Annotated in this window: 8 protein-coding genes and 1 pseudogene; 1 reads left to right on the plus strand and 8 read right to left on the minus strand. The window is 67.8% G+C overall.

All coding sequences use genetic code 11. From position 1 onward, the window contains the following. Positions 1–68 precede the first annotated feature (68 nt). The 4 genes and pseudogenes from ligD to ABIS05_RS27180 form a co-directional block, all read right to left on the minus strand. A complete protein-coding gene (gene ligD / locus ABIS05_RS27165; protein ID WP_348009124.1) occupies positions 69–2,600 on the minus strand; it encodes a DNA ligase D in 2,532 nt (843 codons plus the stop codon). Then, positions 2,597–3,388, minus strand: a complete 792-nt coding sequence (locus ABIS05_RS27170) for a tetratricopeptide repeat protein (protein ID WP_348009125.1) — start codon at positions 3,386–3,388, stop codon at positions 2,597–2,599. The genes ligD and ABIS05_RS27170 overlap by 4 nt, the downstream gene beginning before the upstream one ends. A gap of 5 nt (positions 3,389–3,393) precedes the next feature. Then, positions 3,394–4,322 (minus strand): annotated as a pseudogene (locus tag ABIS05_RS27175) (Ku protein). 184 nt (positions 4,323–4,506) lie between these two features. Further along, positions 4,507–4,848 (minus strand): PRC-barrel domain-containing protein, encoded by a 342-nt coding sequence (locus ABIS05_RS27180; protein WP_348009126.1) that lies wholly within the window; start codon positions 4,846–4,848, stop codon positions 4,507–4,509. Between the two features lie 327 nt (positions 4,849–5,175). On the opposite strand from ABIS05_RS27180, the gene ABIS05_RS27185 reads away from it, so the two are divergent. Further along, positions 5,176–5,529, plus strand: a complete 354-nt coding sequence (locus ABIS05_RS27185; protein ID WP_348009127.1) for an H-NS histone family protein — start codon at positions 5,176–5,178, stop codon at positions 5,527–5,529. 45 nt (positions 5,530–5,574) lie between these two features. Here the strand turns inward: ABIS05_RS27185 and ABIS05_RS27190 are convergent, their stop codons facing one another. From ABIS05_RS27190 to ABIS05_RS27205, 4 genes are all read right to left on the minus strand, one after another. Then, positions 5,575–8,097 (minus strand): response regulator, encoded by a 2,523-nt coding sequence (locus ABIS05_RS27190; RefSeq protein ID WP_348009128.1) that lies wholly within the window; start codon positions 8,095–8,097, stop codon positions 5,575–5,577. 187 nt (positions 8,098–8,284) lie between these two features. Next, positions 8,285–9,505: a glycoside hydrolase family 5 protein gene (locus ABIS05_RS27195; protein ID WP_348009129.1), complete on the minus strand. Its 1,221-nt coding sequence runs from the start codon at positions 9,503–9,505 to the stop codon at positions 8,285–8,287. Then, positions 9,502–11,076, minus strand: coding sequence for a GH39 family glycosyl hydrolase (locus ABIS05_RS27200; protein ID WP_348009130.1), 1,575 nt, complete (start codon positions 11,074–11,076; stop codon positions 9,502–9,504). Before ABIS05_RS27200 ends, ABIS05_RS27195 begins: the two co-directional genes overlap by 4 nt. Further along, positions 11,073–12,695 carry a family 43 glycosylhydrolase gene (locus ABIS05_RS27205; RefSeq protein WP_348009131.1) on the minus strand — a complete coding sequence of 541 codons (1,623 nt, stop codon included), beginning with the start codon at positions 12,693–12,695 and terminating at the stop codon, positions 11,073–11,075. Before ABIS05_RS27205 ends, ABIS05_RS27200 begins: the two co-directional genes overlap by 4 nt. Positions 12,696–12,793: the final 98 nt, after the last annotated feature.

A 12,793-nucleotide genomic window follows, 5' to 3' on the forward strand; every position in this document is an offset into this window, starting at 1 on the left:
TTAGGAAGCCGCAGCACAGTGGCCTGTCGGCGCCTGGGTGCCCTCGCCGTCAGACAACGCCGCGCTCGTCATTCCTGATTCAGCCGGCGGCTGGCTGCGGTGAGTGACTGCCGGCTCTTGCCGTAGCCGGCCCAGGGGTCGTCGCCGCCCGCAAAGGACAAATACTCGCGCGCCGTCTTCACCGTCCAGTGCGCGCCGCTCTTCAGCGCCGTTAGCTGCTCCCAAGCCACCGGCATGGACACGCCCATGCCCGGCCGTGCGCGCGCGGAGAACGCGGCCGCCGTCGTCTGGCCATGGCCGTTGCGCAGGTAGTCGATGAAGATCTTGCCGACGCGCCGCGCGCCACCGCTCTTGGCTACGAAGCGCTGCGGGATGGCCTTGGCCATGTGCTCCACGGCCGCCTTGGAAAATGCCTTCACCGCATCGGCGTCCAGCCTGGGCGCCAGCGGCACGACGACGTGCAGCCCCTTGCCGCCGCTGGTCTTGAGCCAGCACTTCAGGCCCAGCTCCTCCAGCAGCGTGCGCATCAGCAACGCGGCCTCCTGCAGTTGGGGCCAGGTGATGCCCTCGCCGGGGTCGAGGTCGAAGATAACGCGGTTGGGCTGGTTGATCTTCTTGACCGTGGAGTTCCAGGTGTGGAACTCGATGACATTCATCTGCGTCGCGCTGATGAGGCCCTCGAGGCTGTGGATTTCCAGCAGCGGCGCATGCTCCGGCCACAGCGCGGCGTCCAGGTCGACGACGCCGGGCATCTTGGCCTCCGAGTGCTTCTGGAAGAACAGCTGGCCGGTGATGCCCTGCGGCGCACGCACGAGGGACACCGGCCGCTGGCGCAGATGCGGCAGCATCCACTCGGCCACGCTCTCGTAGTAGTGCACGAGGTCAATCTTGCGCAGGCCGGTGGACGGGTCGATGACGCGTTCGGGATGGGTGATGACGTGTTTGGGATTTGACTTGGGCATGGGCTTGTCTTTGGCCTTGACCTTCGGCGGTTCGACGACCTCCGCCTGCTCGCGCGTGATGGCCTTGGCCGGCTTGTCGGTGCGCACGCCGCGAAAGCTCGCGTGGCGGATGTGGCCGTCCGGCGTCCATTCGCCAAAGGCCACCTCCACCACCAGCGTCGGCTTCACCCAGCGCTCGCTGCCGCGCTTGCGTTTGGACCAGCGCCCGGGCTCCAGTTCTGCCGCGTCCAGGGGCGCCGTGTCGGTCTCCAGCGCCACCAACTGGCGGTGCAGCTCGCGGCCCTGCACGTTGCCCCAGCCGGTGCCCACCGAGCCCGCCGAGCGCAGCCGGCCACCGTCTTGATAGCCCAGCATCAGTGCGCCGATTTCCCTGGCTGCGTTGCTGCGGTCCGTGAAGCCGATGACGACGAACTCCTGGCGGCGCTGGCACTTCAGCTTCAGCCAATCGTCGCTGCGCCGCGAGACATAGGGCGAGTCCGCGCGTTTCAGGATCACGCCTTCCAGCCCCAGCCGGCAGGCGGCCGCCAGCACCTCGGTGGGCGAAGCGGGCAGCTCGTCGCTGAAGCGGATGCGCTCGTTGGCCTTGCCGTCGAGCAAGGCTTTCAGCGCCGCACGGCGGCTGCGCAGCGGCACGGCGCGCAGGTCCCGGCCGGCGCTGAAGGGCAGGTCGAACAGGAAGAACACGATGCCCTCGCTGCGCGCGTTGTCGATGGCCTTTTGCAGGCCATTGAAGCTGGGCACGCCCTGCTCGTCGAGCACGACGATCTCGCCGTCCAGCCAGGCGGGGCCTAGCTTCAAGGCCTGCAGCGCCTCGGCAATGGATTTAAGCCGGTCGGTCCAGTCATTGCCCTGGCGCGTGAACAGGCGCGCCTTGCCCGACGAGATTCGCGCGAGCAGCCGGTAGCCGTCGAACTTGTTCTCGATGACCCAGTCGCCCGGTGGCGCTGTGGCGGCCAGCGTGGCGAGCTGCGGCGTGAGCGTGGCCGGCAACGCGGCCCTGACGGCACGCGACAGGTCAGTGGCTTCTTCAGCAGGCTGGCTACGGGGCTCGCGTTCCTCCACCAGGCCGAGCGGCTTCTCGACCACGCTGTCCGGCAGCGCGCTGAGCACGTCGTACTCGGTGCTCGGCCGTGCCCAGGCGTCGCCGCGCTTCTTCAGCAGCAGCCAGTGGTCCTGCTTGAACTGGCCCGGCTTGGAGATGCGCACCAGCTCCCACAGGCCAGCGAGCTTCTGGCCGTGCATTTGAAAGATCAGCTTGCCCTTGTCCAGCCCCTCGCGCGGGTCGCCCACCGGCGTCCACGTGCCGCGGTCCCAGACGATGACGGTGCCGGCGCCGTATTGGCCCTTGGGGATCTTGCCCTCGAAGCTGTTGTAGCTGACCGGGTGGTCCTCGACATGGATGGCCATGGCCTTCACAGCCGGGTCGTAGCTCGGCCCCTTGGGCACGGCCCAGCTGAGCATGACGCCGCCGAGCTCCAGCCGGAAGTCGTAGTGCAGATGCGACGCCCAGTGCTTCTGGATGACGAAGCCGAGTGCCTTCTGCCTTGTCTTGCGCGCCGGCCGGCCCGCAGGCTCGGGCGTGGCGCCGAAATCGCGCTTGGCGTTGTAGCGCGCCAGCGGGATATCTGCCGTCTTCATAGCTGCTGCCGGCGGTAGGCGCTCAGGTGGCGCAGCGAGCCGGGGTGGTCGCCCAGGCGCTCCAGCAGCACGCCGAGGTTGTAGTGGGCGTCGGCGAGCGCCGGGTCCAGCGCCAACGCGCGCTCGTAGGCGGCCACGGCCTGGTGGGGCCGGCCCACGTCTTCCAGCGCGGTGGCGCGGTTGAAGTGAACGAGGGGCGTGGGCTCGCAATGGTCCAGCGCCTGCTCGTACAGCGCCACGGCTTCTTCGCAGCGCTGCGATTCGCACAGCAGCGCGCCGAGGTTCACGTAGGCGGCCGAGCAGCACGGGTCCGCCGCCAGCGCGCGCCGGTAGGCGGCCTCTGCGGCGGCGCTGTCGCTGGCCTCCAGAGCCACCGCTTGGCTCAGTGCCTGGGCGGCATCTTCTTCTTGTGCAGCGAGTGGTCGCATGGCCGCCGCGTCCTCCTCATCAAAAGGCAGCAGCACCTGGCCGGTGTGCGCGTTGATGCGCTGCTGGTCCGCCGTGCGCGCCTCCACGCCGCCGGCATGCGCGCGCAGCCGCACACCCGACAGCGCGCCCGGGGCGAGCGAAGCCTGCACGTTGCGCAGCGCCTGCACCACCTTGCGCGCCGGCACGCCGGCGTCACGCAACGCCTTGGCCGTGCGCAGCACGACGATGTCCTGATGCGTGAAGCGCTGGCCCTCGCGCGGCGAGATGACGCCCTGCTCCACGAGCGCGCCGAGCAAGCGCGGCGTCAGGCCGGCCAGGCGCAGCGCCTGCCGCAGCGGGTAGGGCGCGTCCAGGGCCATGGTTGCTATTTCTGCGCCCGTTTGCGCGGCGCCGCCTGGGCGGCTTCAGGCTCGGCGCTGACACGCTTGGCCGCCTTGCGGGCGGGCGCGGCGGCCTTGGGCTTGAGCGCCGTCACGTTGGAGGGCTTGGCTTCCTTGACCGGCTTCCTGGCGCCGCCCAGGCTGGCACGCAGTGCGTCCATCAGGTCGATGACCTGGCCGCCGCCAGCGGGGCCGTCTTCCTCATGCGACGACGCGACGATCTGCTTGCCCTTGATCTTCTGATCGATGGCCGCCTGCACACGGCCCTTCTCTTCGTCCTGGAGGCGGTCGGCTCGAAGGTATCGGCGGCGATCTGCTCCACCAGTTGCAGGGCCAGTTGCAGTTCCGACTTGGAGACTGCCGACGCCGGAATGTCCAGGTCGGCGAGCGACCTCACCTCCTCGGCGTAGCGCAGCTGTTGCAGGATGAGGCCGCTCTCGTTGGCGCGGATCTGCACCACGTACTGCTTGGCCTTCCACGCCCACTTGGCCAGCGCACAGCGGCCGGAGTGGCGCAGCGCTTCGGCCAGCAGGGCATAGGGCTTCTCGCCGCGTTTGTCGGGCGCGAGCAGATAGCTCTTGTCGTAGAACAGCGGGTCGATGGAGGCCAGCGGCACGAAGCTGACGATCTCGATGACGTGGCTGCTGCCCTCTTCGAGCGCCTTCAGCTCCTCGGGCGCGAACAGCACGAAGCGGTTGTCCTCGACCTCGTAGCCCTTCACCATGTCCTTGCGCTCGACGACCTTCCTCGTGCGCTCGTTGACGTACTGCTGCTTGAGCCGCGAGCCGTCCTTGTCGAGCAGATTGAAGCGGATCTCCGAACCCGACTCGGTGGCGGAGTACAGCTTCACGGGCACGTTCACCAGGCCGAAGCTCAGTGACAGCGAGGCAATGGAGCGAGCGGAGGTAGCCATGGCGGGCTCCGTGTGGTGGTCTTCGGTATTCGGTATTGGGGCCGAGCGCCGGGCCGCTCCCAAGCCGGCCCGCATGGCGATGTGCTCGCGGCTCAATGCCGCGAGCATCGCCGTCCCCTCGGGGGACCGCTCAGCGTCGCCCGCGTTCAGCTGGGCGAGGCTGGGCGAGGGGTCAACAGTCCAGTTACATCCAGGGGAACCCGTAGTAGTCATACACCTTGCGCCCGTATTCGTCCGAATAGGTCGGCGCTTCGTCTTCGGTGTAGCGGGGTGCGCTGTCCAACTGGGTCTTGTCGACGTTGACGACATAACCGTCCTTGTTGGTGTCGTACTTCAGCATGTTCCAGGGCAGCGGGTAGCGGTCGGTGCCGACACCCAGGAAGCCGCCGAATTCCAGTGCGGCATAGCGCACCTGGCCGCTGCGTTTGTCGATGACCAGGTCGTCAATGGAACCGAGCTTGTCGCCTTGCAGGTTGTAGACGTTGGTGCCTTCGACCTTGGAAGAAGAGATGGTGGGATAGGACATGGTGGGGCTCCTGTAGGGGGGGTGAGCTTGACGTTGGCGGCGGCTTCAAGGGCCATCGCCTTGGTGCGTGCACCAGCCCTCAATTTGCGCCAGCCCTCCGCTTGGCGGGGTCGGGGTGGGGCCCATCTCCGTGTAGGCCATGGCCGACGCCCGGCGGGCATCGCTGAGTTATCGGATCATTGCCGTCTCGCAACCCGGCGTCGAATGAAGCGGGAATGGCAACCCATTCATTGCGACTCGGTCGCCGAATGGGATCGTTCAGATTCGGCGGCTCTTCTGTGATGGAATGCGGGCTCGTTCAAAACAACAATGTCGCTGGAAACACTCATGGCCAAAACGCTCAACACCCTGCTGAAACAAATCGCGCAATTGCAGAAGCAGGCGGACTCACTGCGTTCGCGCGAGAAGACGGAGGTGGTCGCCCGAATCAAGGAAGCCATTGCCCATTACGGCATCACGACCGATGAATTGTTCGGCGCCTCGCCGGTCAAGGCCACACGCAAGCGTGTGGTCAAGGCCGAAGGCAAGGCCCGCAAGCCCGCAGCCAAGAAGGCGGGCGGCGTGGCCAAGTACACCGACGGCACCGGCCGCACATGGTCGGGCGTGGGCAAGCGGCCCAATTGGTTCAAGGACGCGCTGGCCGCGGGCAAGACGGCCGAAGACCTGCTCGTCTCGCGCTGACCGTCGCGGCTTGACGTTGCTGGCGCCGGCCAGCGACTCAGGCAATCAACGCTGTTGCTGGCGGCTGCCCGCCGCTGGCTGCACCCAGGCCAGCAGCGTGCGCACCAACTGGCGGGCGTCGATGGGCTTGCTGACGTGGGCGTTCATGCCGGCGGCCAGGCAGTCCTGCACGTCGTGCTCCATGGCACCGGCGGTCATCGCGATGATCGGCAGGCGCACGTGCTCCGGCATCGCGCGGATCAGCCGCGTGGCGGTGACGCCGTCCATCTCGGGCATCTGCATGTCCATCAGCACCACGTCAAAGGCCTCGCGCTTGAGGCGCTCTATCGCCTCGACACCGTTGGCTGCCACCTCGACCTGCAGCTTCATCACCGCCAGGAAGGCGCAGGCGACCTGCTGGTTGACGGGGTTGTCCTCGACGAGCAGCACGCGGGCGCCGTGCACGGCGCGCATGGTCTCGGCCAGGTCGGCCATGCTGCTCTCGGCCTGTGCGGGTGGGCGCGCTGCCTCGGCGCTCTGCAGCTGCATGACGGCATCGAACAGCCGTGACGGCGTGACGGGCTTGACCAGCACCTGCGCGGCGGCATCGCCTTGCAGCGCCTCCACCACGCTCAGGCTGGCATTCAGGCTGCCCAGCGCGATGACGAGCGGCGGCGCGACGCCACGCTCGATGGCGATGCGCCGGGCGTGCTGGATGAAGTCGGCGCCCGCGGTCTTCCAGTCGAGCACCAGCAGTTCGTAGGGGTGCAGCGGGTCGACCTGGCGCAGCCGGTAGAGGCCCTCGTCGCCGAAGGAGGCCACGCCCACCTGGAAGCGCCAGCTCTGCAGCATCTGCTGCAGGATGAGGCGCTCGGTGGGCTGGGCGTCGATGACGAGGGTGCGCATGCCGCGGATGCGATGCGGGTCGATGCGCTCGGCACCGGGCTTGGCCTTGCCGAAGCCACAGGTGAAGGCGAACGTGCTGCCCTGGCCAGGCACGCTGGTGACCTCGAAGCTGCCGTCCATCAACTCCACCAGCCGCTTGCAGATGGCAAGGCCCAGGCCGGTGCCGCCGTAGCGGCGCGCGATGGAGGCGTCGGCTTGGCCGAAGGGCTGGAAGAGGCCGGCGATGTGCTCGGGGGTCATGCCGATGCCGGTGTCGCGCACGCTGATGCGCAGCTGCTGGCGCTCGCCCTGCGTGCTCAGCAGTTCGGTGCGCACGACGATCTCGCCCTTGGGCGTGAACTTGATGGCGTTGCCGACGAGGTTGTTCAGCACCTGCGTCAGCCGCAGCGCGTCGCCGAGCAGGCGGTCTGGCATGTGCTCGTCGAACTCGAAGAGCAGGTCCAGCCCCGACTCCTCCAGCCGCGCCGAGAACAGATGGCCGACGTTCTCGATCAGCTCCTCGGGGCTGAACTCCTCGGTCTCCAGCGTGATCTTGCCGGCCTCGATCTTGGAATAGTCGAGGATGTCGTTGAGCAGGGTCAGCAGCGCCTTGGACGACATCTGCACCTTGCCGAGGTAGTCGCGCTGGCGAGGGTCCAGGCGGGTCTCGAGCACCAGGTTGGTCAGGCCGATGACGGCGTTCATCGGCGTGCGGATCTCGTGGCTCATGCTGGCCAGGAAGAGGCTCTTGGCGGCGTTGGCGGCCTGGGCCTCGTCGCGGGCGACGGCCAGCGCGTCGCTCAGGCGATGGTCGGCCTCGTAGGCCTTGAACAGGCGTGCGTAGAGCATGCTGTTCTCCAGCAGCAGCTCCATCAGCACGGCCGAGCAGGCGACGAAGCCGAAGATGCGGCCGGCGTAGAAGCCGAGGTCGAAGCGCGCTGCGTTCAGCATGGCGGACAGCGCGATGTCCAGCAGCCACACCACACAGACCACCATCAGCCACAGGTCCAGCACTGTGCGCGGCCGCTGCCGCCACAGCGCCGCCAGCGCGAGCAGGCTGAAGGCCCAGACGCAGCCGATGGTGATCTGGAAGGTCAGCGAGTAGCGGCCGCCCACGAGCAGGTCGGGCAGCCAGTCATGGCCCTGCGTGGCCAGCGCGATGCAGCCCAAGGCGGCAGCCACCGTAACGGCCGGCCACAGCAGCGCCGGCGCGGCAATGCGGGGCGCGTTCTTCAGTGCGACGTAGCCCAGCACGAAGAGCGGGAAGCCGCCATGCCAGATCATGTAGAGCCAGACGGTGCTCTGCGGCGTCGCGCCCAGCAGGCCGGTGCTGCTGAAGAGGCCGGGGAAGGTCAGCGTGTGCGCCGTCGTCAGCAGGGCGGTGAAGAGGTAGCCGCAGCCCAGCCCGAGCAGGGCCTGCGAGCGCAGGATGCGGAACTGGCCGAACAGCAGCACGGCGGTGATGAGGTCGGTCAGCACCAGCGCCGACTGATAGATGGGAATGAAGGCCGGCACGGCCGGCAGCTTCAGCTTCGCGAAAGGCACCAGCGCAGCGAACGCCAGCAGCGACAGCAGCGCCACGATGGCGGCGTGCCGGCGCTCGCGCGGGCCGGCCGGCTGGTCCAGCAGAAAAGCCGGCGCCTCCCTTGCCGTGACCGCTTCATTGGAAGCACCGCCCTCCCCGGGCAGGCCGTTTGCTTGCACCTCGGCTCCCTGCCGCGCCCCGTTTGATGAGCGCTCGCTAACAGGATAGTCGAAGTGTGTGACGCCACGCGTGGTGACGTTTGCGGGGTGTTACGACGCGCTGCGGCGCGAGGCGCAACGCGGTCTGCAACCTTGATTGTCTTGGGGAAGGCCTCGGGGCCAGGCCGGGTGTGGCCTGGCCGCTCATTCAGCGCGCGCCGTCCATCAGCGCCGCCAGGATGGGGGCGTCGAGCACCCGGTTGCTGCTGCGGTCCAGCAGCCCGCCGACGTCCCAGTAGAAGGGCACCAGGCCCAGCGCACGCGAGCGCTGCGTCACGGCCTTGCAGTAGGCGGCGCGGCTCTTCTGGTGCAGGGCCAGCGCGTCGCCGGTCAGCGTTTTGCTGCGGTCCTGGGCGCCGTACTCGCCGACGATGACCGGGATGCCCTTGTCGATGAACCGGGTCTTCATCAGCCCGAACATCTGGTCCACCGCGCTCTCCTCGCCCCAGGTCGAGTTGTGCGCGGTGTCGGTGGTCGAGTGGTTGCCCTGGCCCCAGTAGAAGAACTGGTTGCCCCAGCTCTCGTCCTTGGTCATGCCGGTGAAGTTCCAGGGCGTGTAGTAGTGGATCTCGGCCATGAGCCGGCCGCTCGCCGTGTCGGTGGGCCAGGCGGTCATCAGCTGGCTGGTCAGTTCCACGTCGGTGGACGGCCCCTGCACGATCAGCGTGCGGTGGGCGTTGCGGCCGCCGGTGGCACGCACGGCGTCGATGAAGGTCTGGTGGTAGCTCATCAGCACGGCCATCTGCTCAGCCGTCTTGACGTTGGGCTCGTTGGCGCCGGCAAACAGCAGCCGGCTGTCGAAGTCGCGCAGCTGCGTGGCGATTTGCTGCCAGAAGGCCTTCTGCTTGTGGTTGTTGGCCACCTGCTTGTCGACCGTGACGTTCTCCTCCAGCCAGCCGCCATCCCAGTGGATGTTGACGATGACATGCAGGTCGGCATCGATGCAGTACTGCACTACTTCCTGGATACGGGCCAGCCAGGCGGAGTCGATCTTGGCCGTGGCGGCATCGGCGTACTGGTTCCAGGACACCGGCAGGCGGATCGCATTGAAACCCGAGGCCTTGGCGAACTGCACGAAGTCGCGCGTGATGCGTGGGTTGCCCCAATAGGTCTCGGACTTGCCGCCCGTGGCCTCCAGCGTGTTGCCGATGTTCAGGCCGATGCGCAGCTTCTGCGCGGTCTGCGTGGCGGTGTCCGCCATGCCGGTGGCGTCGGCCGCGCGGGGGCTGGTGTTGTAGTCGGGATAGGGCGAGGTGGCGGCCGGTGCCGGTGTGGCGGGGGCAGGCGCAGGCGCGCCGGTGCTGCCACCGGCACCGCCGCAGCCGACCAGCCCGACCAGCAGGCTCAACGCCGCTTCACGCCGCTTCATGCGCTCACCTTCTTCAGGCCCAGCAGCACCACGTCGTGGCTGCGCAGCTTCAGGCTGACGGTGGCCGAGCCGTTCGCGCCGACAAGCAGCTCGCGCTGCACTTCGGGCTTGTCGGTCGTGCGCGCCTGCAGGTCGGCGAGCTGGGCGGCGTCGAGGTTCTTGGGCGAGCCCATCTTCAGGTAGGCGGTGTGCGCGTCGTTGGCCTCGAAGCCGGTACGGTGCTGCGTGAGCTGGTAGCGGCCGGGCGGCAGGTGGCGCAGCTCGACGGTGGCCGTGCCAATGTCTTTCGCCGGCTGCGGCTTGCCGAAGAAGCTGCGGTTGCTGACCTTTTGGTCGGTGTTGCGCCAATCCCAGACGACGGCCTGCAGCTGCTCGCCGTCGGTCGCGGCCCAGGTCTGCGCGTCGCTCGTGGGCACCCGCCGGCCTTGCAGCGCGGCCAGGTATTTGTAGGCGAACCAGACCGGCTTGCGCACGCCTTCGCGCGTCATCAGGCCGAAGCCGCCGTGGAAGGGCGCGTCCGGCGGGCCGGGCTCCTCGAAGAGGTCGCTGTAGACCCAATAGCTCATGTGCTGGGCCAGGCCCTCGCTTTGCTTGAGCTTGTCCAGCACGTAGGCCGCGCTCATGTAGCTGTCGTGCACGAGGTCGCGCGGGTTGTAGCTGGTGCTCCACTCGGTGAAGAACATCGGGATGCCCGGCACATGCGAGGCCTCGATCTCCTTGCGCACGCGCTTGACGTCGCCAATGATGGCGTCGGGCGCCGGCGAGAGCTTCAGATACTCCTTGCCGAACTCGTCCAGGAAGCCGTTGTCCACGCCGTAGGTGTGCACGGTGACGAAGTCGACCGGCGTGTTCGTGACCTTGGCGTGCGCCAGGAACTCCGGCACCCAGGCTGCGCCGGCCGTGGACGGGCCGCCGACCAGCAGCTGCGGGTCGATGGCCTTGATGGCCTTGGCCGTGCGGGTGTAGAGGTCGAAGTAGGCCTTCTGATCGGCCTTCTCCCAGAAGCCGTCGAGGTTGGGTTCGTTCCAGACCTCGAAGTACCAACTGCGCACTTCGGCCGAGCCATAGCGCTGCAGGATGTGGCGCGTGAAGGCGTCGATCAGCGCGACCCAGCCGGTGGGCTCGGGGTGGGAGGTGTTGCCGTCCCAGTAGAAGATCTTGTTGTCCGAGGTCTTGAGCGCCTGCGGCGTGAAGCCCAACTCGACGAAGGGCTTGATGCGGCGCGCCAGCATCGCGTCGTAGAGCTTGTCGATGCCGGTGAAGTCGAACACCAGCTTGCCGGCGGCGTCGCGCGTCACCGTCTTGAACACGTCGTGAAAGATGGCGTGAAAGCGCAGGTAGCGAAAGCCGAGTTCGTCCACCGTCGTCTTCAGCTGCGCGAGCGCATCGGGGCGGTAGGTCGTGCCGGGGTAGTCGGCGCCGACGCAGTGGTCGAAGAAGCGGTCCAGCGGCTCCTTGGCCTGGGCGACGTCGAGCACGATGCGGCGCGGTTGGGCAGCGGCCATAGCGGTGGGGATGAGGGGGAGGGAAGCCGCAGCGGCGAGCAGTTGGCGTCGACGGGTGGAAGTCATGCAGGGAGTCCTCGATAGACAAAGGTGCGGGCGCGGACTTCGCCATTGCCGGCGCTAAACAGCGCGGGCCGCAGGCTGACGAAGCCGCCAAACACGTTGTGATGCAGGCCGGAGACCTCCATCTGCCAGGAGTGCTGCTTCCAGGTCTTGCCGCCGTCATGCGAGTAGTGCCAGGTGATGACGTTCTCGCGGTTGACGAGGCGGATGTGGACGCGGCGGGTGGCCATGTTCTCGCGCATCCACGAGTGCTCCTGACCAGACCCATAGGTCAGCATTTGCGTCGTGCTGAAGCCGATGCCGACATGGCCGCGCTCCTCGTAGAACAGCGCCAGGCCGCCGTGGCCCTCGCCGCTGATCTCCAGCTCAACCGACACCTCGTAGCTGCGGTCACCGGCCTGGCAGGTCAGCGGCGACGAATCGGGCAGCGACTTGCCCTTGCCGCGGATGACCAGTGCCTTGTCCTCGAAGCGCAGGCGTTTTGCCTCGTCCGGACCGGGCGCATGGAAGGCCCATTGCAGGCCCAGCTTGCCGCTGGAGAAGTCGTCGGACAGCGCAAAGCCGGCCTTGCTCGGCTTGCCACCACGCGGCTTGGGCAGCGGCCGGTCCAGCGTGCCGCCCTTGGCGCGCAGCCAGCCGTCTTTCGTCCATTCCACCGGTTCCAGCAGCGCCTGCCGGCCCAGCGTGCGAAAGCCGTTCTCGTAGCCGTGATAGACCATCCACCAGTCCCCCGCCGGCCCTTCGACGACCGTCGCGTGGCCGCGCGACCACCAGGGCTCGGCCGCGCTGACGGTGCGCACGATGGGGTTGTTAGGTGCGTCTTCCCACGGGCCGTGTACCGAGCGGGAGCGGGCCACGGTGACCATGTGGCTGGTCGGCGGCCCGGCGGTGCCGCCGACGGCGGAGATCAGGTAGAACCATTCGCCGCGCCTGAACAGCTTGGGGCCTTCCGGCGCGAACATCTCGACGACCCAGTCCTTGGGGTACTGCCAGGGCTTCCAGGCGTTGTTCTCCAGCGGGCCGTCGGTGGCGAGGCCATCGTCCTTGAGCCGCACGCGGCGGCCGCCATTGACAAAGAGGTAGCGCCTGCCGTCCTCGCCGACGATGTGGCCGGGGTCAATGCAGCCGGGCATCTTCAGGTCGATGGGCGTGCTCCACGGGCCGCGGATGTCGTCGGCATGGATGACGTAGACGCCCATGCCGTTGTCCTGCAACACCGGGATGTAGAGGTAGAAGCGGCCCTGGTGTTTGATCAGGTCCATCGCCCACACCGTGCCGATGGGTTGGGTCAACGCGGCCGTGATCGGAGTCCAGTTCACCAGGTCCTGCGAGTGCCAGATGACGGCGCCCGGGTAGGACTGGAAGGACGAGAACGTCATGTAGTAGTCGGCACCGTCTTTCAGGATGGTCGGGTCGGCGTGGTCGCCCGCGACGATGGGGTTGAGATAGGTCCCATCGTCACGGTCGGCCTTGCGCTGGCCTTCGATGCCCGCGCCGAAGCGCGGTGGGGTAGCAGCGCTGGCGGCCGAGGCGGCCGGCACGGCCAGCAGCGGCGCGACGGCCGTGCCGGCCAACGCGGCCTTCACCGCCTGACGGCGCGAGAGCAGGTGGCGGGGCGTCATCAGACGGTCCCCCTTCGCGCTTCCAGGCCGATGCGGATTTCGCTCAAGCGCTGCTCGGTCAGCTGAAACCGCAGGATCACCACCACCGCCACCAGCAG

The sequence above is a fragment of the Roseateles sp. genome (assembly GCF_039929605.1).
Lineage (GTDB): Bacteria > Pseudomonadota > Gammaproteobacteria > Burkholderiales > Burkholderiaceae_C > Pelomonas.